The following is a 20534-nucleotide window of genomic DNA, read 5'->3' on the forward strand; positions in this document are numbered from 1 at the left end:
CGCCGCCGACCGCCCGCTAGCGATGGGGGTTACTTGTTGCGGGTCTTGCAGGTTTCGGTGTCGGCGGCCGGTCCTGTGCAGATCTGCTGCCAGGTGAACATCCCGAGGTCGACGGCCTGCTGCACCGCGTCGCCGGGGTCCTTGCCGTCTTCCAGGTGGATCAGCGTCGCGTCCAGCTTGGCCGTCGGCACCTGCATCGCACCGTTGTCGATCTTGTCCTTGACCAGGTCGGCCGGGGGCTGCTGGCCACCGATCGCCGCGATCGCGATCTTCGCCGCGGCCTCCGCCTCGACCTTGAACGCCTTGAGCACGTTGTCCTGCTGGTCGCCGGTCAGCATGTACTGAAGTCCGGTCAACTCAGGGTTCTGTCCTCCGTACACCGGAACCTTGATGTTCTTGCCCTTGAGCGCCGCGATGATGCCCGCCGTGATGCCGTCGTAGAAGCCGAAGAAGGCACCGACGCCGTTCTGCGTCTTGGTCAGGCACTGCTCGGTGGCCTTGGTCGCGTTGTCCGGCGCCCAGTCCTTGATGTAGTCCTCGCAGACCACCTGGATGTCGCCGCTGGCGATCAACGGGTCGATGATCTTGTTCTGCCCGGCCAGCATCTGGGTCGTGTAGACGTCGCCCTTGTTGCCGTACTGGCGCGCGACCTTGACCGGCTTGGCACCGAGCTTGCCGCTGGTGACCTGCTCGGCGAAGTAGGTGGCCTGCTGCGCGCCGACCTTCTCCGGGTCGAAGATCACCTGGCTGTAGAGCGTCCCCTTGACCGGCGGGTTCTCGTAGCCGATGACCGGGACCTTGGCCTGCTCGGCGGCCTGGAGCAGGCCCGCGCTGGTGTTCGGGTCGGCGGCGACGACGACCAGTGCCTTGGCGCCGGCGGCGATCGCCGCGTTGGCCTGGGCGAGCTGCTGGTTGGAGTCGCCGCCGGCGTTGACGAACTTGACCTCGACGGTCGGGTCCAGCGCCTTGATCGCCTTCTCGAACGCCGGGCCGTCCTGCTGGATGTACCGGGTAGGTGTGGTGTTGGGTGCCATGAAGTAGACGAGCTTCGAGCCGGAGCCTGAGCCGCCGTCGCCGGCGGCGTCGTTGCCGCCGCACGCGGCGACCAGAAGGATGCTGGCGCTGGCCGCTCCGGCTATGACTGCCCGGAGGGTGGCGCCACGGGAACGCTTCACTGGGTACTCCTTTCGGCTGCGCGGTTTATCGGTCGGGCCCGGGCGGTCGAGGGCGCGCGGCATCGGGGTGGCCTTGGTCAGGCCACCCGCTTTGCCGGCGCTCGGCCGTCAGGGCGTGTGGAGTTCCGCGTGCTTCGCGGTGATCTGCAGGGCGAGGTGCTTGGAATAGATGCGGACCCAGGCGAGCGGTCCACCCATGTACCAGAACGCCGGGTGACCGGTGCGTCGGTAGAGCCCGCCGATCTCCCCGTCTTCCCCGATGCCGAGGACGAGCGGCAGCCGGTCGGCGACCTCGTCGCCGAAGAGCCGGCGCGCGGTCTCGCGCATGTTCTGGTAGCCGGTGGCGAGCACCACGAGGTCGGCGTCGAGCGTGCGGCCGTCCTCGAGGCGGATGCCCTCCGGCGTGAACTCCGCGAGCCCGGAGCCCTGGGCGAGCTTGATCTTCCCGTCGGCGATGAGCCCCGAAGCACCCACGTCGATGTAGTAGCCGCCGCCGTACGCCAGCGCGTACCCCATCAGGCCGGTGCCGTCAGGGCCGTCGTTGCGCTTGAAACCGACGGCGTCGAGCGCGGCGAGCAGGTCGGCGTCCTTCTTCGCGGTCTCCTTGACGCCGTCCTTGGCGAACTCGAGGACCAGCGGCCACGGTGTGCCGGCGGCCAGCAGGTCCGCGTACGCGGTCGGCGGGCCGCCCTCGACGAAGTTGCTGCCGAAGATGGCCGGGATGCCGTGCTCCTGGCTGATGATGTGCGTCGACGAGCGCTGCACGAGCGTGACGTCCGCGCCGGCCTCGTAGAGGTCCTGCGCGATGTCGTGGCCGCTGTTGCAGGCGCCGACGACGACGGCCTTCTTGCCGGCCCACTGGCGTGCGTCGGCGTGCCGGCTCGAGTGGTAGGTGGTGCCCGCGAACTCGTCGCGGCCCGGGACGGCGGGGATGTTCGGCTCGCCGGCGGCACCGGTCGCGAGAATGACGTCGCGCGGGTGGAGCTCACGCTCACCGTCCGGCGTGCGGACGTGCAGCGTCCACCGGCCGGTCTGCTCGTCGAAGACGCTGCTGGTCAGCTCGGCCGAGGTCCAGACGTTGAGCTCCATGGCGGCCGCGTACGACTCGAACCAGTCGGCGATCTTGTCCTTGGGGCAGTAGACCGGCCACGACTCGGGATAGCGCATGTACGGCAGGTGGTCGGCCCACACGGGGTCGTGCAGGACCAACGAGTGGTAGCGCTTGCGCCACCCGTCGCCGACCCGCTCGCTCTTCTCGAGGATCAGCGTGTCGACGCCCATGAGGCCGAGGTTCGCGGCGACCGTCAGGCCGCCCTGGCCGGCGCCGATGACGACGACGTCGGGGTCTTTGCTCTCGTATCGGACGTGGTCCTGGCGCTCTTCCCGCCAGTTACGGCCGTTGTCCGCCGGGTTGTGTCGGGGGCCGCGCGACCGGTGCGGGCCGATCGCCCGCTCGTGGCCGCGCAGGTCGTCGAGCTCGGTCAGGATCGTCCAGGCGACCCAGTCGCCGTCTTCCTGGACCAGCCGGACGGCGCCGCGGCCGAAGCCCAGCGGGGTCTCGAACGTGATGAAGCCTTCGACGACGCCGTCCGCGTCCCGGGGGCCGAACTCGGTGGTCATCGTGATGTTGGTGATCGCGCCCGGGGTCGCGTGCTTGTCGAGCAGCTCCGCGACGCGCTCCTGGCCGTGGTAGGTGCCCAGGTCCCAGGTCAGTGCCAGCAGGTCGCGCCACCAGCAGTCGCGGGCGAGCAGCGCGGTGGTGCCCGCGGCGTCGGCGTTGCGCAGTGCCGCGGTGAATCGGTCCAGCCACGTGGCGAACGTGGTTTCGGGTGTCTCCGTCGCCATTGACGCGCCCTTCCGTCCGTATCAGTCTGATACAGGCCGAGCGCTCGCTCGGTAGCGAGAGTCTGGACCTTGGACCGAGTGACGAGCAACACCTACATGAAACTTTTTTGAAACTTGGTCCCCGACAGCGAGGTGCCCATGACCAGCCCATCCGAAGATCTCGTCACGCGTACGAGGGCGTTCGTCGAGTCCGAGGTCCTTCCCCTGGAGGACGCGTTCGACGGAGATGTCGCGGCCGCCGGCGGTGACCGGCTCCGCGTCGACCTCCAGAAGCTGGCGCGCGCCGCGGGAGTTTTCGCGCCCCATGCCCCCGAGGAGTTCGGCGGGCTCGGCCTGGGGATGGTGGAGCGGGCGCCGGTCTTCGAGGCCGCCGGGCGCGCCCTGTTCGGGCCTATGGCGCTGAACATCAACGCTCCCGACGAGGGCAACCTGCACCTGCTCGACCAGGTCGCGTCCGGCGACCAGCGGGCGCGCTACCTCGCGCCGCTGGCCCGGGGCGAGCAGCGTTCGGCGTTCGCGATGACCGAGCCGCCGCCCGGTGCCGGGTCGGACCCGGGCGCGCTGCTGACTGTCGCCCGACGCGCCGGCTCCGGGTGGCTGGTCACGGGCCAGAAGAAGTTCATCACCGGGGCCGACGGTGCGGGGTTCTACATTGTCATGGCCCGAACTCCCGGCGGTGCAACGATGTTCCTGGTGCCGGCCGACCGTCCCGGGATCTCGATCACTCGCCATGTCCCCACAATGGACAGGTCGATGGTCGGTGGGCATTGCGAGCTGTCTTTCACCGATGTGGAGGTCGGCGACGAGGATGTGCTCGGTGCGGTCGACGAAGGGTTCCGCTACGCCCAGGTCCGCCTCGGCCCCGCGCGGCTGACGCACGTGATGCGCTGGCTGGGTGCGGCGCAGCGGGCCCACGAGGCGGCGGTCTCATACGTCAGCACGCGCTCGGCCTTCGGCGCCCCGCTGGCCCGGCAGGGCATGGTCGAGCTCATGATCGCGGACAACGAGATCGACCTGGCGGCCACCCGTTCGCTGCTCCTGACCGCGTGCCGGGTGCTCGACGCGGGTGGTGCCGGCCGGGAGGAGACCTCGTTGGCCAAGGTCTTCGGCGCCGAGGCCCTGCACCGGGTGGCCGACCGCGCGATGCAGATGTGCGGCGGAGCCGGCGTCTCCGCCGATCTGCCGGTCGCCCGGATCGCCCGCGAGCTCCGGCCGTTCCGGATCTACGACGGGCCCTCGGAGGTGCACCGCATGTCGCTGGCCCGGCGCGCCGTCCGCCGCTACGGCGCGTCCGCCTGAACCGCAAGGAAGGGACCCTTGTTAACGCTATGCGTTAACAAGGGTCCCTTCCTTGCTCGGTCAGCGGCCCGCGCGGCGGCGGAGCCCGGCGGCGAGGGGTGAGTCGTCGAACGAGCCTGTGGCGAGGCGCTTCGCGACCGTGCGGTTGACCATTCGCCGGGCCAGGGCGGGGAAGTGGCGGGCGATCGCGATCTCCAGCCGGCCTCGGCGGGTGGTGGCGAGGTTGGCGGGGGGCCGGCGGGCCGTGGCGGCCCGGACCACCGCGGCCACGACGCCCTCGACGGGTTCGTAGTGGGAGACCCCGTCCAGCGACAGGCCCGCGGCGGCCGTCGAGTCGTGTATCGGCGAGGCGATCATGCTCGGGTAGACCACGGTGACGCCGACGTGGGTGCCGACCTCCAGCCGGAGGGCGTCGGCGTAGGCGACCAGGGCGCGTTTGCTCACGCCGTACGCGGCGGCCAGCGGCAGCGCCAGGGCCGCCATGCGGCTGGCGATGAAGACGACCCGGCCGCGGGCCGCCTCCAGCGCGGGCAATGCGGCCGCCGTCGTCGACCAGGCGGCGAGCAGGTTCACCTCGAGCTGCCTTCGGACGGTGTCGTCCGGTGCGAGCTCGGCCGGGGCCGGCCCGCCGATGCCGGCGTTGTTGACGAGCAGGTCCAGGCCGCCGAGGCGGGCGATCGCCTCGGCCACGGCCGTCGCGACCTGGGCCTGGTCGGTCAGGTCGCAGGCGAGGATCGGCACGGGCGCGTCCGGCGGCACCGTCAGGTCCAGGCCGATCACCTGGGCGCCGGTGTCGCGGAAGCGCTCGCACAGTGCGCGGCCGATGGTCCCGCCGGCGCCGGTGACGATGACCCGCCTCATCGCGTACCCCTGCGCAGTTCGTCGGCGGCCAGCTTCTGATAGGCGTCGAAGTCGATCCGCATGGCGGTGCGCCGGTCACCCCACCGGCGATGGGCCTGGCGCAGCCGGTCTGCCCGGTCGGCGCGCTGCTGCTCGGGCGACGGCAGGGTGTATGCGCCGGCCAGGTGGGCCGCGACCAACCGGGCCTGGGATTCCACGATGGGCAGTGCGGATCCCGTGGACTGCATGAGACCTACGAAGTACAGGCCGGGATCGTCCAGGTGGAAGATGTGCCGGTACAACGGGACCTCGTCGCCCGCGACGTCGAGGAACGGGATCTCCGGCCGGTAGCCGGTGCACCACACGACCAGGTCGACCTCCTCGCGGGAGCCGTCCTCGAACTCCACCGTGGAGGTCTTCGCGTCGGTGATCCCACCCCGGACGGTGATCTCGCCGTGGCCGATACGAGAGATGAGCACATCGGACAGCGTGGGGTGGTCCTGGAGGAACCCGTGCTGCGGGCTGGGCAGGCCGTGCGCGCGGGGGTGGCCGGCGGCCAGGCGGAGCATCGTCTGGCTGACCCCCTGCCGCAGCCGCCACGGCAACCGGGTGGCGAGCGCGCCGTTGAGCGTGTCCGACGGCCGGCCGAAGAGATATTTGGGCACCACCCACACGCCACGGCGCAGCGACAGGATCGTCCGGGCCGCCACCTGTGACGCGTCGGCGGCGATGTCCATGGCCGAGTTGCCGCCGCCGACGACCAGCACCCGGCGGCCGGCGAGCTGCTCCGGGTCGCGGTAGTCGTGACTGTGCAGTTGGTCGGCGGTCAGTCCGGCGGGCGGGGGATCGGGCCAGCGCGGGACGCTGTTGTGGCCGGAGGCGACGACGACGGCTCGCGCGTTCGTCGACACCCGGCCGTCCGGCCCGTCCGCGTCGACCGACCAGCCGCCGTCGTCGGTGCGGCGGACATTGGTGACGACGTGCCGGTGCCGGATCGCCTCACGCAGGCCGAACTTCTCCGCGTACGCCGTCAGGTAGTCCAGGATCCGGTCGTGGCTCGGATAGTCGGGCCAGTCGGTCGGCATCGGGAAGTCCGCGAACTGCGTCCGGGTCCGGCTGGTGTTGAGGTGCAGCGTCCGGTAAGCGCCGGAGCCCGGGCCGCCGAAGACCCACAGCCCGCCCGGCCGGTCGCCCGCGTCGAAGCACACCGCGTCGATGCCGCGGTCGGTCAACGCCTTGAGGGTGGCCAGACCCGCGGGCCCCGCACCGATCACGACGACCTCTGGCCGTGCAGCCATTGCATACCCGATCCGTAGACAATTAAGTTCGCCAGTGGATCGTGCTGGCAGCAGGTGGGTCCGGTCAATCCTCCAAACCACGCCGAGGAGTGCGCATGACCCGGACCCCGACCGAGCCGGTCACCGAGACCGGCACCGTCAGCCTGCCCCGCACCGGCCTGCTGGCCTTCGCCGGCGGCTCGATCGGGATGGGCGTCTGGATCACCGTGCCGGGCCTGCTCCTGCTCTACTTCCTCACCGACGTGCTGGCCGTGGCGCCACTGGCCGCCGGCTTCGCCCTGCTGGTGCCGAAGATCGCCGACGTGCTGCTGCACCCGTTCGTCGGTCACGTCTCCGACGTGCAGCGCGCCCGGCACGGCCACCGGCTGACCCTGATGCTGCTGGCCTGCGTACTCCCGCTGGCCTTTGCCGGCCTGTTCGCCGTGCCCGGCGGGCTCCACGGCAACGCCGCCGCGATCTGGGTCGCCGCCTTCTACGTGCTCGGCAACCTGCTCTTCGCGGCGTACCAGGTGCCCTATCTCTCGACCCCGGCCGACCTCGCGATCGGCTACCACGAGCGCACCCGGCTCATGTCGTTCCGGATGGTCGTGCTCACCGTCGGCATCCTGCTCAGCGGCGTGCTCGCCCCGGTCCTCGTGGGGGGCGACGACCCGACCCGCACCGGGTACGTGGTGATGGGGTGCGCGCTCGCCGCCGGGATGCTGGCCGCGATGCTGGTGGGCATCAACGGTGTACGCCGGCTCGGTGCGGTGGCGGGAACGCCCGTGAACGCGGCGCCGCCCCCGCTGCGCGGCATCCGGGTGCTGCTGAACTCGCTGCGTGACCCGCAGTTCCGCCCGCTGGTCACCGCGTACCTGCTGACCGGCACCGCCACCCACCTGGTGCTCGCGGCGGTGCCGTACTACGCCACGTACGAGCTTGGCCGTTCCGGGTTGACCACCGTGCTGATCGCCGCCTTCCTCGGGCCGGCGCTGGTGGCCACGCCGGTCTGGCTCGCGGTCACCCGGCGGATCGGCAAGCAGCGCGGCCTGCTCGTCGCCCAGGGCGTCTTCGCGGTGGGCGGGCTGGTCCTCGCCCTCGGCGGCCGCGTCCCACTGGCCGTGCTGGTCGCGGTCGTGGCGGTGCTCGGCGTCGCGTTCGCCGCGTTGCAGCTGCTCTACTTCGCGATGCTGCCCGACGTGGTGGCCGCCGCCTCGGGGCGCAAGATCGCCGACGCCGGCAGCTACACGGGCGTCTGGACGGCCGCGGACTCGGCCGGCGGAGCGATCGGCCCCTATATCTACGCCGCCTGCCTGGCCATCGGCGGCTTCGTGGGTTCGAGCGGCGATGACGTGACGCAGTCGGCGTCGGCCCTGGACGCGGTCCGCTACGGGTTCGGCATCGTGCCGGCCGTGCTGCTGGTCGCGGCGCTTCTGGTGCAGCGCCGCTACACCCTGGACCGCACTCACCGTTAGAATGCCCGTGTGATCCCCGCTGCCGCCTTCGCACGCTGGATCACTCCGCCGCTGCCGCTGTATGGCAACGATCACAACCGCGGCGACTTCGCTCCCTGAGACCGGGGCTTTTTCTGGCCCCTCGTCCATTCCCCTTTTTCCGGGAGCGATGTCTTATGTCTACAGTCACGTCCTCTCCACCCGGCATCCGGACCGTGCTGCGCGCGCCGCGCGTGCCGAGGCTGCTGCTCGCCAGCCAGGTCGGTCGCCTGCCGCTGGCCTCGGGTCCGCTGGCCCTGCTGCTGTTCGCCCGCGAGTCCGTCAGCCTGACCCTGGCCGGCGTGGTCGTCGCGGTCTACACCGCTGGAATGGCCGTCAGCAGCCCACTGCTGGCCCGCTCGGTCGACCGCTGGCGCCAGCCACCGGTGCTCTACGGCTCGTCGGCTCTGTCCGCGGTCGGCTTCCTCCTGGTCGCGGCCGGCGGGGGTGCTCTTACGCCGACGTTGGCCGGTGCGGCGCTGGCCGGACTTGGCACACCGCCGCTGGAGGCCTGTCTGCGGGCGCTCTGGCCGGCGCTGGTGCCGCCACCCGCGGTTCCGGCCGCGTACACCCTCGACATCGCCCTCCAGGAAGTGATCTTCGTGGCCGGCCCGTTGGTGACGCTGGCGGCGGTCGGGATCGCGGGCCCGCCGGCGGGCCTGATCGCGGCGGCCGCGTGCCAACTCGTGGGTGCGATCGTGTTCGCCCTGGCCCGCCCGGTGCGGGTCTGGCGCGGTGAGCCGGCGCCGCGGCACTGGGCCGGTCCGCTGCGGGTGGGGCGCTTCGTCGTCCTGGTGGCGGGCGTGGCCTGCGCCGGTGCGGCCGTGGGCAGCCTGCCGGTGGTCCTGACCGGCTACGCGGAAGCGACCGGCGACCGAGGCCTGAGCGGCTGGCTCCTGGCGGCGCAGGCGGGTGGGGCGTTGCTCGGCGGCCTGCTCTACACCCGCGCGAAGCCCGGCGGGACGGGTCGGCTGCCGTGGCTGGCGGTGTGCTTCGCCGTCGGCTACCTGCCGTTGCTGTTGCTGCCTGGTGTGGGCACGATGGCGGTCCTGGTTGCGGTGAGCGGCTTCGCCCTGCCGCCGCTGCTGACCGCGGTCTTCCTCACCACGGACGAGCTCGCCCCGCCTGGCACGGTCGTGGAGGCGTTCGCCTGGATCGTGACCGCGTTCACGGTCGGCAGCGCGACCGGGGCGGCGCTGACGGGCCCGCTCGCGGCCGCCGACCTGCGGGCCGGGTTCGCCCTCGCACCTGTCGTCGGCGTGCTGGGCATCGTCGCGATGACCACGGTCCACCGCCGGGCGGCGTGAAGATGAGCTGGGTGCACGGGCTGGTCGCCGCGGACGAACGCGTCCGGTCGGAGGCGCTGGCCCGGCATCTGGCGCAGATCGAGGCTTCGGGAACGGGCACGTTGCCGGGCCTGCTGGCCGCGTTCATGGCGTCGGCGGGACGGCCGGGCGTCCCGGATCCGGAGGCCTACCCGCGGCTGGCGCCGCACGCGGTGCTGTTCCTGGAATGGGAACGCCGCTTCCCGAGCGAGTGGCGGGAGTCGTGGACCTACTCGCCCTGGACGGCGAAACTGGTGCTGCTGCGGACCTTCACCCGGTCGGGCGTGCCCGACGGCGTCCGGCCCGCGCTGGTCGACCTGCTGCTTTCCGTGGTTCACCGAAGGCAGCGCTGCCAGGACCACTGGTACACGAAGCTCGCCCGCCGGCTCGACGACGCACCGCTGCGGGAGCGGCTCCGGGCGGCCGCGGACGGCGGCGACGAGCGCACGCGGCTCCGCGCGCGCTTCGTCCTCTGGGCGTTGGACCACCCGACCGCGAACGTGGACGGTCGCGCCTGGCGGCGCTGGTTGCGGGAGGTGGTCCGGCCCCTCACCCAACCGGCCTCGGCCGCGGAGCTGTCCGCGATGGCACCGGCCGCGGTCGCGTCTCTCCTGGCGGAGATGACGCCAGGAGAGATCGGGCGGGTGCTCGAAGGGCTGCACACCGGTCCCGCCGCACGGGTCCTCGCCGCCATCCGGCCACTGCGGCTCGCGGCCTCCGCCGTGGCGTCGATGGATGCCTCGCTGGCCAGGCGGGTGCTCAGAACGGTGGACCAACCGGCCGCCGCGGCCATCCTCGCGGAGCTGGGGCCGGCCGTGGCGGGCCCGCGCTTTCCGGGTCCGGGCCGAGCCGACCTCCTCGAGCTGATGGGCAGCGAAGCCGATTTTGCCCTGCTGGCCGCCATGCCAGCCGCGACCGCGGCGGAGCACATCAGGCACCGTCCGCCGGATTCCGTGGCCGCGATGCTGTCCCGGATGGACGCCGAGGCCGCGGCCGCGATCCTCACCTGGCGAGGGGAGCGGGCGGAGGTGCTCAACGCCATGGGTCCGCCGGCGTCACATGCGGTGTTCGCGGCTCTGCCCGCCCGGATCAGGGCGAGATACGAGCGTGGCGGACCGATGTCGGCGGTCAGTCAGCGGGTCTGAAGACCACCTGCCATTCGCCGGTCTGGTGTTCGGGGACGATCTCGATCGTCACCTGGTCGCCGGGTTTCGGGTCGAGGCGGAACTCGTCCTTCCATTGGCCGCCCTGGTCGCCGTACATGCCGTGGCCGCCCAGTTCGTAGTCCCACCATTCGCCTGTGGCGATCTCGACGTTGTTTACCTTGAGGTGCAGGAAGCCGGGCGTCTGGCCGACCATGTCGATGTCGCTGATCGGCTTCCAGGTCAGGGTTCGCCGCACCGGGAGGGTCGGGTCGTTCGGGTCGGAGCGGATGATGACCGCGTCCGGGCAGCTTTCCTGCGAGCAGGTGCCGGGGTGCTCGTCGAGCGGGCGGAGCGTGCCGGCCGGTCGGGGCGGCAGGGGATAGCTGTCGAACGGGATCCGTTCGCCCAGGGCGAGCCCGAACGTGCCGGTCGCGGGGATCGCCGCCGCGACGGTCTGTTCCCCTTCGGAACGGCGGGCGCCGGTGACGGTCATGACGAAGGTCGCGGGCTTGCCCACCGCCACGCCCAGCTCGGGTGTCCAGCTCCACCACCGGGCGGCGCCGCCGCAGCTTCCGCTCGTCAGCTCGTGGTTGTTGACGGTGACGGTCATGTCCATGACCACGTTGTCCGCGGGGCTGTCGCAGCGGGTGAACACGGTCAGGTCGAGGGTGCTCGGCACCATCGTGACCTCGACGCGTCGGACGGAGAGGTCGGCGGACGCCGCGGCGGCGACTCGGGTGCCGCGCGCGTACTCCGGGAAGCCTTCGATCGTGTGTGTCGCCGGGGGACCGGGTGGCGTCGGGCGCGGGAGGAGCGCGACCCCGGAGACGGCACCGAGGACGACCAGCACGCACGCGGTCCAGGTGGCCACCCGACGGCGGCGGCGCCTGCGGACCTTCGTTGCCACGCCGTGTAGCCGTAGGTGGTGCATGACCTGTTCGGCCGAGTGGCTGGAGCGCTCGTCGAGTACCTGCCGGAGGTCCGTCGTGTTCATCGCAGCAGTCCTTCCGGTGCGAGCGTCTCGTCGAGGCGGAGCTTGGCCACGGCGCGGCTGGCCTGGCTTTTGACGGTGCCGATCGAGCAGCCCAGCGCCTCCGCGATCTCGGCCTCCGAGAGGTCCTCGAAGTACCGGAGCACGAGCACTGCCCGCTGTCGGCGGGGGAGTCGGCCGAGGGCGCGCCACAACGAGTCCCGGTCGTCGAAGTCGCCGTTCGGGTCGGCGCCAGGTGGCTCGGGCAGGTCCGCTGTCGGCAGCTCACCCCGCCATCGGCGGCGCCACGCGGAGGCGTACGTGTTGACGATGATCCGCCGCACGTACGGCTCCGGGTCGCCCTCGATCCGGGACCAGGCCTCCCATGCTCGCGCCAGGGCCGTTTGCAGCAGGTCCTCAGCCAGTGCCCAGTCGCGGGTGAGCAGGTACGCGGTGCGCAGCAGGCGTGGTGAGCGGCCGACGACGAAGTCCTCGAAGCCCTCCGGTGTGATCACGTGCGCGCCTTCCTGCCGAGTCGGTCACGGGGTAGTACCGGCTGGGATCAGGAAAGGTTGCATGACCAGGCACCGTGGAACTACGGGCCGGATCGGTGATCAGCTACGGTAGGCGGAGCAAAACGCTCGTTCATCCAGGTAAGGGACGCGCTCAGTGGCGAAAGAGACCATCGTCAAGCTAGTGGACGACATCGACGGCAGCACCGCCGATCAGACGGTGACGTTCGCTCTCGATGGCGTGACCTTCGAGATCGACTTGTCGGACGAGAACGCCGGCAAGCTGCGCAAGACGCTCCAGCCGTTCGTCGAGGCCGGCACCAAGGTGACCGCCGACGGCACCCGCCACACCCGGACCGTGATCTCCGCCCAGGGTGCCAGCCTGCGCGAGGAGACCAAGGCGATCCGGGCGTGGGGCCAGAAGTACGCCACCCAGCTCGGGCTCGAGCAGGTCGGCGACCGCGGCGCGATTCCGCAGCGGGTTCGCGACGCCTACGAGAAGCACGAGGGCCGTGCGCCGCGCACCGCCCTCGCCTCTCCGTTCATGGCCCCCTAGGAGACCGAGGCCAAAGCGCGGTCGAGGATGTCGAGTCCTTCGGCGAGCTCCTGGCGGGTGGCGGTCAGCGGTGGCGCGATCCGGAACACGCCGCCCATGCCGGGTAGCTGCACGACGTTCATGTGCAGCCCGAGTTCCAGGCATTTCCTGGTGACGGCGGCGCCCAGCTCGTCGGAGGTCAGTTCCAGACCGACCAGCAGACCCCTCCCGCGTACGTCGGTGACCGTCTCGTGCCGGCTCGCCAGCTCGCGCAGGCCGTCCTTGAGGAAGGCGCCCGACTCGGCGGCCCGCAGGTCGAGCTTGTCGCGCTCCAGGACGTCGAGCACGGTGTTGCCGACCGCGGCGACCAGCGGGTCGGAGACGTGCGTGGTGAAGAACAGGTAGCCGCGCTCGTGTGCGGTCTCCTCGATCTCGGTCGAGGTGACGACCGCGGCCAGCGGCAGGCCGGCACCCAATGTCTTGGAGACGGTCAGGATGTCGGGTACGACGCCGTCGCGCTCGAAGGCGTACCAGGTGCCGGTGCGGCACAGGGCCGTCTGCGCCTCGTCGAGGATGAGCAGCATGCCGCGCTCGTGGCACTTGTCCCGCAACGCGGCGAGGTAGCCCAACGGCAGGTCGATCACGCCGCCGGAGCTGAGGATCGGCTCGACGATGCAGGCGGCCAGGGCGCCCACTGACTGTGCGTCGACGAGGTCGAACGAAAGGTCGAGCTGGCGCTGCCAGTCGAGCTCACCGTCGGCGCCGAAGGGGACCGGGATCGCGAAGTTGCCTGGCACCGCCGGGCCGTACCCCTTGCGTCCGGAGCTGTAGGTCGCGTTGGCCGCCGCCTGGGTCATGCCGTGCCAGGAACGCGCGAACGACACGACCTCGTGCTTGCCGGTGACCAGCTTCGCCATCCGGATCGCGGCCTCGTTGGCCTCTGCGCCGGTGGTCAGCAGCAGCACCTTCTCCAGCGGGTCGGGCAGGGACTCCGCGAGCCGGCGGGCCAGGTCGACCACGGGATGGCTCAACATGCCGCTGAACAGGTGGTCAAGGGTCGCCGCCTGGCGTCGCAGCGTCGCCACGATGTCAGGGTGCGAGTGCCCGAGGATCGCGCTCATCTGCCCGGAGGTGAAGTCGAGGATCCGCCGGCCCGACTCGGAGAACAGATAGCTGCCCTCGGCCCGCACGATCACCTCGGGCGTGAACCGCCCGGCACCGGAGTACCGCACCATGTGTCGCTCGACGTCGTCCCAGAAGCCCATGGCCACACGCTAAACACCCTGCCGTCGCGCCACGAGGGCCAAACGGGGTTCAGTGGCCAGCCATGGGCAACCAAAGGTTGCGCAAAGCCAAGCGCCGAGCTAGCGTTACATGCAACAAAAGGTTGCGGAAGGGCAGAACTGTGGAGTACGGATCCATCGAGCGCGACATCCTCGTCGACGCCTCGCCCGACGTGGTGTTCGACGTGGTCAGCAAGCCCGAGCACATCCAGGAGTGGTGGCCCGACGAGGCCCGGTTCGAGTCGGTCCCGGGCGCGCCCGGCGAGCTGGTCTGGCGAGACGCGGACACCGGCGAGACCAAGACCGTCGCGCTCACCGTCGTCGAGGTCGACCCGCCGAAGCGCTTCTCGTTCCGGTGGTGCTACCCCGAGCCGGACCGCACGGAGCCGGCGTTGCTCGTCACCTTCGACCTCCTGCCCAGCGGCGATGGCACCCGGATCCGGATGACCGAGACCGGGTTCCGCGAGATGGGTTGGGAGATCGCGGTTCTGGAAGAGGCCTACAACGATCACGTGTCCGGCTGGGACCACTACATCCCGGCGCTGGGCGCATACCTCGCGCAGAAATGAACGACGACCTCTGGTCCGCGATCGGCGACCCGACCCGGCGCACGATGATCGATCTGTTGCTCGCCGGCGGATCGGGCACCGCCACGTCGCTCGCCGAGAAGCTGCCCGTCACCAGGCAGGCGGTGGCCAAGCATCTGGCCGTCCTGGACCGGGTCGGGCTGGTCACCGCGAAACCGGCCGGGCGCGAGCGGCACTACCAGGTCGACGAGGCCCAACTCGCCAAAGCCGTCGCCCAACTCGCATCGGTCGGCGCGAGCTGGGATGCCCGACTGCGCCGGATCAAGCGCCTCGCAGAGGCAATAGAGCGAAAGAGCAAGGGAGATCAAGATGGTTGACATCCTGCACCGGGTCGGCGCGATCGCGCCGCTCGACGACTTCTACCGCGCCGTGGCGACCCCCGAGGGTCTGGCCGGCTGGTGGACCACGGACACCGTGGGCAAGAGCGAGGTCGGTGAGAAGCTGGCCTTCCGGTTCGGCGACCTCGGCGGCTTCGACATGGAGATCCTCGAGCTTGACCCGGCGGGCCACGTGCGGTGGCGGGTCGTCGAGGGACCGCCCGAGTGGATCGGCACCGAGATCGACTGGCGGTTCGAGCAGCGCGACGACTACACGATCGTGCTCTTCAAGCACGAAGGTTGGAAGGAGCCGGTCGAGTTCATGCACCACTGCTCGACCAAGTGGGGCTCGTACCTGTTGAGCCTGCGGGAGCTCGTGGAGACCGGGCGCGGCCGTCCGGCGCCGCACGACGTCAAGGTCGCCGACTTCGACTGAGGCGTTAGCAAGGGTCCCTTACGCTGCGGAAAGCGTTAACAAGGGACCCTTGCTTAACGTCCTCAGTAGACGACGCCGCCCGGTGCGTTGCCGCTGCGGGCGGTGATGGCGTCACCGTTCGGGTTGACCGTCCACCACAGTGCGCCGAACGCGTTCACGCCCTGGCCGTTGGTCTGGCCTGGCGCGGTGTCGGCGATGAACGTGTAGAGCGGGTGGTTGTTGTACGTCGCCTGCTTCGTGTTGTCCTGCCGGGTCGACGTGGCCAGCTTGGCCGCGTCGACACCGCTGCCGGCGACGACGGCGCCCTGCGTGACCAGCGGCGGCCACTGTGCGGCGCACGCGTCGTTGCAGGTCGACTTGTTGCTCGTGTCAGCCACGAACAGGTACAACGTGTTTCCCTGGCTGTCGGTCAGGTAGGCCCCATTGGGACCGTTGCGGGTCTGCACGGTGACGCTGGCCGGCGGTGCGGCCTTCGCGTCGTTCGCACTCGCGGTGGTCGCGGCCGTGAGACCGGTGACCACCAGCGCCGCACCGGCAACACCGGCACCGACCTTCACCCAGAGCCTGGAAAACCCAGACATGGTGCTGTCCTTCCCCCCGTGAACAGTTACCCCGACGCTAGCCCGGGTAGGGGGAGGGTTCTCAGGCTTCCAGGCAGGTCACCGGGATCTGGTGCGCGGCGTTGTTGACGAACCCGCCGCGGTTCCAGGGCGCCTCGACGGGCTGCGTCTCGCCGTCTGCCGTCACCGCGCGCGCGGTCACCACATGCGCCCCCGGCGTGGCCAGCCACTCGTGGCTCCACCGCCGCCAGGCCCACCGATGCCCACCGTCCGGCGCCAGCGCGGCCGACGACCAGGTCGAGCCGCCGTCGACACTGACCTCGACCCCCGTCACCGGTGCGCGGCCGGACCAGGCGCGGCCCTCCAGCGTCACCAACCCCGGGCGGACCACCCGGCCCCGGGTCATGAAGTCGGGGAAGCCGGGCGGGATCACCAGTGCGCGCGGCGCGATCCGGGTGATGGGCTCACCGGGCTCGTCGGTGCTCTGGCGCACCACATACGCCTTCTGCTGGAAGCCGTTGAACTCGTGGTCCAGCACCTCGACGCGGGTCAGCCACTTGACGTTGGTCATGCCGTACCAGCCCGGCACCAGCAGCCGCACCGGGAAGCCGTGCTGCGGGGCCAGGGGTGCGCCGTTCATCGCGTACGCCAGCAGCACGTCGGGGTCGAGCGCCTCGGCGACGGTGAGCTTGCGCTGGTAGTCCTGCTCGACACCGCGTTCGACCCCGTGGTCGGCACCGGTGAAGACGACATCGACGGCACCGGCGGAGACGCCGGCCGCGGTCAGCACGTCACGCAGGGGCACGCCGGTCCACTCCGCGGTGCCGACGGCCTCGACCAGCCACGGCTGGCTGACCGGGCGGGGTTCGAGCCGGGCGCGGCCGTTGCCGGCGCACTCCATGGTCGACCGCACGGTCCGGGCCGGGAGGGCCTTGAGCGTGTCCAGGTCGATGGTCAGCGGGCGGTCGACGAGCCCGTCCAGGCGCAACGACCACGTCGCCGGATCCACGAACGGGATGTCGTAGTGGATCAGGAGGTAGTGCAGGCCGGGCGGCGTGAGGTCGTAGCGCATCGCCTCCAGCGGCATGCCGTGGTTGCGTGCGGCCAGCCCGAGCTCCGCGGTGCTGACGCCCTCGTCGACGCCGGCGACCCGGCTCGGGGTGCTGATCTGGTCGAGACTCACCGCATGAGCGTACAAGGGCGAGCAGACGTGGATTGACATCGATCTGTTAGGGGTGTTTCCTATTAAGCACCCTGTCGGCGAGGGGCAGTGACATCCATCGATCAAGAAGGGACGAGCATGTCACGAGCACGGATCGCCGGCAGCATCGCGCTGGGCCTCGTGATAGCGGCCGTAGTCGTCGGGCAGCCCGCGTACGCCGCCAACGAACCCGTCAATGTCTGGCTCACCACCACCTCCGACGGCGGCGGCCGCACCGTCACCCGCGGCCTGCAACAGCAGGCGTCGGTCGCGTTCGCGGCCAGCAGCCCCGGCGCCACGCACACCATCACCGTCAACGAGAACACCCGCTACCAGACGTTCGAGGGCGCCGGCGCGTCGATCACCGACACCACCGCGTACCTGTTGCGGGGTGGTCCGATCAGCGCGGCCACCCGCGACAACGTGATGCGCGCCCTGTTCTCGCCGACCGACGGCATCGGGCTCTCCTTCGTCCGCAACCCGATCGGGGCGTCGGACCTGTCCCGGCCCGGCAACGTCTCGCTCGACGACACGTGCTGCAACCTCAACGACTTCCACGCCAACGGGTACGACAACAACGTGCGGCTGCTGACGCAGCAGGCCCGGCAGCTCAACCCGGCGCTGCGGGTCAAGGGTGTCCCGTGGAGCGCGCCTGGCTGGATGAAGGACAACGGCCGGATGGACCAGATGGGCTGGCTGCAATCGCAGTACTACCCGATGTACGCCCAGTACTTCGTGCGCTACGTGCAGATGTACCAGGCGGCCGGCATCCCGGTGAACTACGTGTCCGTGCAGAACGAGCCCAACTGCTGCCAGGCCGGCAATCCGCCCGCGATGAACTACCCGGGGATGAGCTGGAACTCGTCCGGGCTGCTGGAGTTCACCAAGAACCACCTGCTGCCCGCGTTCCGGGCCGCCGGCATCACCACGAAGGTGATGGTGCACGACTGGAACTACGGCGACTGGGGTCAGATCGGCGCCGGCATCGTCTCCGACGCCACGTTGCGCAACGACCCCCTCTTCGGCGGGATCGCCTGGCACGGGTACGCCGGCAGCCCGTCGGTCGGCTCGCAGGTGAAGAGCCAGTACCCGGCCGTGCACCAGTTCTCGACCGAGCACTCCGGCGGCACCTGGATCGGCAACCAGCACAACGAGGACATGGCCGACATCGTCAACTACACCCGGAACTGGAGCGAGTCCGTCGTCAAGTGGAGCCTCGCGCTCAACCAGTCGATGGGTCCGCACAACGGCGGCTGTGGCACCTGCACCGGGCTGATCACCGTGCAGGAGGGCGGTTCGCGGGCCGGCCAGGTCGACTACACCATCGAGTACTACACCACCGGGCACCTGACCAAGTTCGTCCGGCCGGGCGCGCAGCGGATCGACTCGACGGCCAACGGCACGGTGCAGAACGTGGCCTGGCGCAACAGTGACGGCTCGAAGGCGCTGATCGCGCACAACGGAGGCACCGGCAGTCAGTCGATCCGGGTTGTCTGGGGTGGACAGTCGTTCACGTACACGCTGCCCGCGCGTACGACCGCGACGTTCACGTGGTCCGGAACCCAGGGCGGACCTTCGAACCCGCCGACGGGTGGGACCGGGCCGATCACCGGCCTGGGCGGCAAGTGCCTCGACGTGGCAGGTGCCAACAGCGCCGACGGTACGGCGGTGCAGGTCTACGACTGCAACGGCACCGCGGCCCAGCAGTGGACGGTCGGCAGCGACGGCACCGTGCGGGCGTTGGGCAAGTGTCTCGACGTGCGTGACAACTCGACCGCCAACGGCGCCCGGGTGCAGATCTGGACCTGTGGCGGCGGGGCCAACCAACGCTGGACGGCGACCTCGGCGCGGGACCTGATCAGTGCCAGCGCCAACAAGTGCCTGGACGTCACGGGCAACACCTCGGCCAACGGCACGCCGGCGCAGATCTGGACCTGCACCGGCGCGGTCAACCAGAAGTGGAACGTCCCCGCTTAGGCATCGACGAACGTTGACTGATCGGACCTCTCGGGTCTACCTTGGGGTCCGGTCAGTTAACAAACCCGACGCAATGCGGCCATTCGGCGGTGGCCCGAAAGGGGAAAGGCCCGATGGGTCTCACACGCCGAACCGTGCTCGCGGGCGCCGGTGCCACCGCGCTCGCCGTCAGCTCGTCCACCACGTCCGCGGCCGCTGCTGCGGCGAGCCCGCCGGGTGACGTGGTGGGCAAGATTTCCGTCGGTTACCAGGGGTGGTTCGCCTGCCCGGGTGACGGCGCCCCGATCGGTGGCTGGTGGCACTGGTCGCGGGACCGGTTCCAGCCGCCGTCGCCCTCGAACACGACGATCGTCTCCTGGCCCGACATGCGCGAGTACACGCGCGGCTACACCACCGCCTACCCCAACCTTGGCAACGGGCAGCCGGCCCAGTTGTTCTCGTCGTACGACGACCAGACCGTCGACACGCACTTCAAGTGGATGCAGCAGTACAACTGCGACACCGCCGCGCTGCAACGCTTCAACCCGGTCTCGGGGGAGGGGCCGACCCGGGACGTGATGGCGCAGAAGGTGCGGGCGGCCGCCGAGCGTTACGGGCGCAAGTTCTACATCATGTACGACGTCACGAGCTGGACGAACATGCAGTCGGAGATCAAGACCGACTGGACGTCGAAGATGTCGGCCCACGTGGCCTCGCCGGCTTATGCCCGGCAAAACGGCAAGCCCGTCGTCTGCATCTGGGGCTTCGGCTTCAACGACCCGGGCCGCCCGTTCACCCCGGCGCCGTGCCTGGACGTGATCAACTGGTTCAAGGCGCAGGGTTGCTACGTGATCGGCGGCGTCCCGACGTACTGGCGGCAGGGGATCAACGACTCCCGGCCGGGCTTCTCGGCGGTTTATCACGCGTTCAACATGATCTCGCCTTGGATGGTCGGCCGCACGGGTGATCTGGCCGGGCTGGATTCCTTCTACGCCAACGTGAACGTGCCGGACCAGGCTGACTGCAACGCCAACGGGATCGACTACCAGCCGTGTGTGATGCCGGGCGACCTGTCGTCGGGGCATCGGCGGCACGGTGACTTCTACTGGCGGCATCTCTACAACATGATCAGGGTCGGTGCGGCCGGGTTGTACGTGTCGATGTTCGACGAGTACAACGAGGGCAACCAGATCGCCAAGACGTCCGAGACACAGGCGAGCACGCCGGCGGGGGCTGGTATCCGCGCGCTCGACGAGGACGGCACGTTCTGCTCGTCGGACTACTATCTGCGGATCACGGCGGACGGCGGCCGGATGCTCAAGGGCCAGCTAGCCCTGACCGCCACCCGGCCCACGCAGCCGGTGGTCGGCACGACCCCGCCTCCGCCGACCGGTGCGTCGGGTCTGCGGTCGCGGGCCAACAACCTCTGGGTGCAGGCGGGCGACAGCCCCCTCATCGCCCGCGGCACCGCCCTGGGCGCCTCGGAGGGATTCGACATCGTGCAACTCAGCGGCGGCAACGTGGCGTTGCGGGCGCGGGTCAACGGCCGCTACGTGTGCGCGGAGAACGCCGGCGCCAACCCGCTGATCGCCAACCGCACCGCCGTCGGCGGCTGGGAGACGTTCCGGCTGATCCGCAACGCCAACGGCACGGTCAGCCTCCAGGCGACGGTCAACGGCCGCTACGTCTGCGCGGACAACGCGGGCGCGAACCCCCTGATCGCCAACCGCACCGCGATCGGCCCGTGGGAGCAGTTTGATCTTGCCACGGCGTAACAT

General features: G+C 70.4%; 19 protein-coding genes. 10 read left to right on the forward strand and 9 right to left on the reverse strand.

What is annotated here, in order from left to right; all coding sequences use genetic code 11:
- Positions 1 to 29 precede the first annotated feature (29 nt).
- Complete coding sequence (locus BLV39_RS24685; protein WP_176985067.1) at positions 30 to 1175, reverse strand: substrate-binding domain-containing protein; 1146 nt, start codon at positions 1173 to 1175, stop codon at positions 30 to 32.
- 108 nt (positions 1176 to 1283) lie between these two features.
- Positions 1284 to 3020: a flavin-containing monooxygenase gene (locus BLV39_RS24690; protein WP_090798057.1), complete on the reverse strand. Its 1737-nt coding sequence runs from the start codon at positions 3018 to 3020 to the stop codon at positions 1284 to 1286.
- A 138-nt stretch (positions 3021 to 3158) separates the two neighbouring features.
- Between BLV39_RS24690 and BLV39_RS24695 the strand changes: the two genes are divergently transcribed.
- Positions 3159 to 4319, forward strand: coding sequence for an acyl-CoA dehydrogenase family protein (locus tag BLV39_RS24695; RefSeq protein ID WP_090800539.1), 1161 nt, complete (start codon positions 3159 to 3161; stop codon positions 4317 to 4319).
- A gap of 60 nt (positions 4320 to 4379) precedes the next feature.
- Here the strand turns inward: BLV39_RS24695 and BLV39_RS24700 are convergent, their stop codons facing one another.
- Both BLV39_RS24700 and BLV39_RS24705 read right to left on the reverse strand, forming a co-directional pair.
- Positions 4380 to 5180: an SDR family NAD(P)-dependent oxidoreductase gene (locus tag BLV39_RS24700; RefSeq protein WP_090798060.1), complete on the reverse strand. Its 801-nt coding sequence runs from the start codon at positions 5178 to 5180 to the stop codon at positions 4380 to 4382.
- A complete protein-coding gene (locus BLV39_RS24705) occupies positions 5177 to 6457 on the reverse strand; it encodes a flavin-containing monooxygenase (RefSeq protein WP_090798063.1) in 1281 nt (426 codons plus the stop codon). The genes BLV39_RS24700 and BLV39_RS24705 overlap by 4 nt, the downstream gene beginning before the upstream one ends.
- Before the next feature lie 95 nt (positions 6458 to 6552).
- Between BLV39_RS24705 and BLV39_RS24710 the strand changes: the two genes are divergently transcribed.
- The 3 genes from BLV39_RS24710 (at position 6553) to BLV39_RS24720 (ending at position 10399) form a co-directional block, all read left to right on the forward strand.
- Complete coding sequence (locus BLV39_RS24710; protein ID WP_090798065.1) at positions 6553 to 7911, forward strand: MFS transporter; 1359 nt, start codon at positions 6553 to 6555, stop codon at positions 7909 to 7911.
- A 155-nt stretch (positions 7912 to 8066) separates the two neighbouring features.
- On the forward strand, positions 8067 to 9236 hold the full coding sequence (locus BLV39_RS24715; protein ID WP_239083491.1) for an MFS transporter: 1170 nt from the start codon (positions 8067 to 8069) through the stop codon (positions 9234 to 9236).
- 2 nt (positions 9237 to 9238) lie between these two features.
- Positions 9239 to 10399, forward strand: coding sequence for a magnesium transporter (locus tag BLV39_RS24720; RefSeq protein ID WP_143049872.1), 1161 nt, complete (start codon positions 9239 to 9241; stop codon positions 10397 to 10399).
- Here BLV39_RS24720 and BLV39_RS24725 read toward each other — a convergent pair.
- Positions 10383 to 11393, reverse strand: a complete 1011-nt coding sequence (locus BLV39_RS24725) for a hypothetical protein (RefSeq protein ID WP_090798071.1) — start codon at positions 11391 to 11393, stop codon at positions 10383 to 10385. The genes BLV39_RS24720 and BLV39_RS24725 overlap by 17 nt on opposite strands.
- Entirely contained in the window at positions 11390 to 11884 is a 495-nt protein-coding gene (locus BLV39_RS24730; RefSeq protein WP_090798074.1) for a SigE family RNA polymerase sigma factor, read from the reverse strand. The genes BLV39_RS24725 and BLV39_RS24730 overlap by 4 nt, the downstream gene beginning before the upstream one ends.
- Positions 11885 to 12038: 154 nt before the next feature.
- Here BLV39_RS24730 and BLV39_RS24735 point away from each other — a divergent pair, with 154 nt between their 5' ends.
- Positions 12039 to 12437, forward strand: coding sequence for a histone-like nucleoid-structuring protein Lsr2 (locus tag BLV39_RS24735; protein ID WP_090798077.1), 399 nt, complete (start codon positions 12039 to 12041; stop codon positions 12435 to 12437).
- Here BLV39_RS24735 and BLV39_RS24740 read toward each other — a convergent pair.
- The gene (locus BLV39_RS24740; RefSeq protein ID WP_090798080.1) at positions 12434 to 13681 is read right to left on the reverse strand and encodes an aspartate aminotransferase family protein; all 1248 of its coding nucleotides are present in this window, start codon (positions 13679 to 13681) and stop codon (positions 12434 to 12436) included. The two genes, BLV39_RS24735 and BLV39_RS24740, sit on opposite strands and share 4 nt — an antisense overlap.
- 140 nt (positions 13682 to 13821) lie before the next feature.
- On the opposite strand from BLV39_RS24740, the gene BLV39_RS24745 reads away from it, so the two are divergent.
- The 3 genes from BLV39_RS24745 to BLV39_RS24755 are packed head-to-tail and all read left to right on the forward strand — an operon-like array spanning position 13822 to position 15039.
- On the forward strand, positions 13822 to 14268 hold the full coding sequence (locus BLV39_RS24745; RefSeq protein ID WP_090798082.1) for an SRPBCC family protein: 447 nt from the start codon (positions 13822 to 13824) through the stop codon (positions 14266 to 14268).
- Positions 14265 to 14603: an ArsR/SmtB family transcription factor gene (locus BLV39_RS24750; protein ID WP_090798084.1), complete on the forward strand. Its 339-nt coding sequence runs from the start codon at positions 14265 to 14267 to the stop codon at positions 14601 to 14603. The genes BLV39_RS24745 and BLV39_RS24750 overlap by 4 nt, the downstream gene beginning before the upstream one ends.
- On the forward strand, positions 14596 to 15039 hold the full coding sequence (locus BLV39_RS24755) for an SRPBCC family protein (RefSeq protein ID WP_090798086.1): 444 nt from the start codon (positions 14596 to 14598) through the stop codon (positions 15037 to 15039). The genes BLV39_RS24750 and BLV39_RS24755 overlap by 8 nt, the downstream gene beginning before the upstream one ends.
- Positions 15040 to 15101: 62 nt before the next feature.
- Here BLV39_RS24755 and BLV39_RS24760 read toward each other — a convergent pair whose 3' ends face one another.
- Both BLV39_RS24760 and BLV39_RS24765 read right to left on the reverse strand, forming a co-directional pair.
- Positions 15102 to 15620 carry a COG4315 family predicted lipoprotein gene (locus tag BLV39_RS24760; RefSeq protein ID WP_090798088.1) on the reverse strand — a complete coding sequence of 173 codons (519 nt, stop codon included), beginning with the start codon at positions 15618 to 15620 and terminating at the stop codon, positions 15102 to 15104.
- A gap of 61 nt (positions 15621 to 15681) precedes the next feature.
- On the reverse strand, positions 15682 to 16782 hold the full coding sequence (locus BLV39_RS24765; RefSeq protein ID WP_239083490.1) for a sulfite oxidase: 1101 nt from the start codon (positions 16780 to 16782) through the stop codon (positions 15682 to 15684).
- Between the two features lie 117 nt (positions 16783 to 16899).
- Here BLV39_RS24765 and BLV39_RS24770 point away from each other — a divergent pair, with 117 nt between their 5' ends.
- The gene (locus BLV39_RS24770; protein WP_090798092.1) at positions 16900 to 18777 is read left to right on the forward strand and encodes a lectin; all 1878 of its coding nucleotides are present in this window, start codon (positions 16900 to 16902) and stop codon (positions 18775 to 18777) included.
- A gap of 113 nt (positions 18778 to 18890) precedes the next feature.
- A complete protein-coding gene (locus BLV39_RS24775) occupies positions 18891 to 20531 on the forward strand; it encodes a lectin (protein WP_090798094.1) in 1641 nt (546 codons plus the stop codon).
- Positions 20532 to 20534: the final 3 nt, after the last annotated feature.

Origin of the sequence: Asanoa ishikariensis (assembly GCF_900107455.1) — a bacterium.
In the GTDB taxonomy this organism is placed as follows: Bacteria; Actinomycetota; Actinomycetes; order Mycobacteriales; family Micromonosporaceae; genus Asanoa; species Asanoa ishikariensis.

Excerpts from the sequence above, each read along its gene's own strand:
- BLV39_RS24690 (WP_090798057.1), bottom strand. The coding sequence starts at position 3,020 with ATGGCGACGGAGACACCCGAAACCACGTTCGCCACGTGGCTGGACCGA.
- BLV39_RS24695 (WP_090800539.1), top strand. The coding sequence starts at position 3,159 with ATGACCAGCCCATCCGAAGATCTCGTCACGCGTACGAGGGCGTTCGTC.
- BLV39_RS24700 (WP_090798060.1), bottom strand. The coding sequence starts at position 5,180 with ATGAGGCGGGTCATCGTCACCGGCGCCGGCGGGACCATCGGCCGCGCA.
- BLV39_RS24705 (WP_090798063.1), bottom strand. The coding sequence starts at position 6,457 with ATGGCTGCACGGCCAGAGGTCGTCGTGATCGGTGCGGGGCCCGCGGGT.
- BLV39_RS24710 (WP_090798065.1), top strand. The coding sequence starts at position 6,553 with ATGACCCGGACCCCGACCGAGCCGGTCACCGAGACCGGCACCGTCAGC.
- BLV39_RS24715 (WP_239083491.1), top strand. The coding sequence starts at position 8,067 with ATGTCTACAGTCACGTCCTCTCCACCCGGCATCCGGACCGTGCTGCGC.
- BLV39_RS24720 (WP_143049872.1), top strand. The coding sequence starts at position 9,239 with ATGAGCTGGGTGCACGGGCTGGTCGCCGCGGACGAACGCGTCCGGTCG.
- BLV39_RS24725 (WP_090798071.1), bottom strand. The coding sequence starts at position 11,393 with ATGAACACGACGGACCTCCGGCAGGTACTCGACGAGCGCTCCAGCCAC.
- BLV39_RS24740 (WP_090798080.1), bottom strand. The coding sequence starts at position 13,681 with ATGGGCTTCTGGGACGACGTCGAGCGACACATGGTGCGGTACTCCGGT.
- BLV39_RS24750 (WP_090798084.1), top strand. The coding sequence starts at position 14,265 with ATGAACGACGACCTCTGGTCCGCGATCGGCGACCCGACCCGGCGCACG.
- BLV39_RS24755 (WP_090798086.1), top strand. The coding sequence starts at position 14,596 with ATGGTTGACATCCTGCACCGGGTCGGCGCGATCGCGCCGCTCGACGAC.
- BLV39_RS24760 (WP_090798088.1), bottom strand. The coding sequence starts at position 15,620 with ATGTCTGGGTTTTCCAGGCTCTGGGTGAAGGTCGGTGCCGGTGTTGCC.
- BLV39_RS24770 (WP_090798092.1), top strand. The coding sequence starts at position 16,900 with ATGTCACGAGCACGGATCGCCGGCAGCATCGCGCTGGGCCTCGTGATA.
- BLV39_RS24775 (WP_090798094.1), top strand. The coding sequence starts at position 18,891 with ATGGGTCTCACACGCCGAACCGTGCTCGCGGGCGCCGGTGCCACCGCG.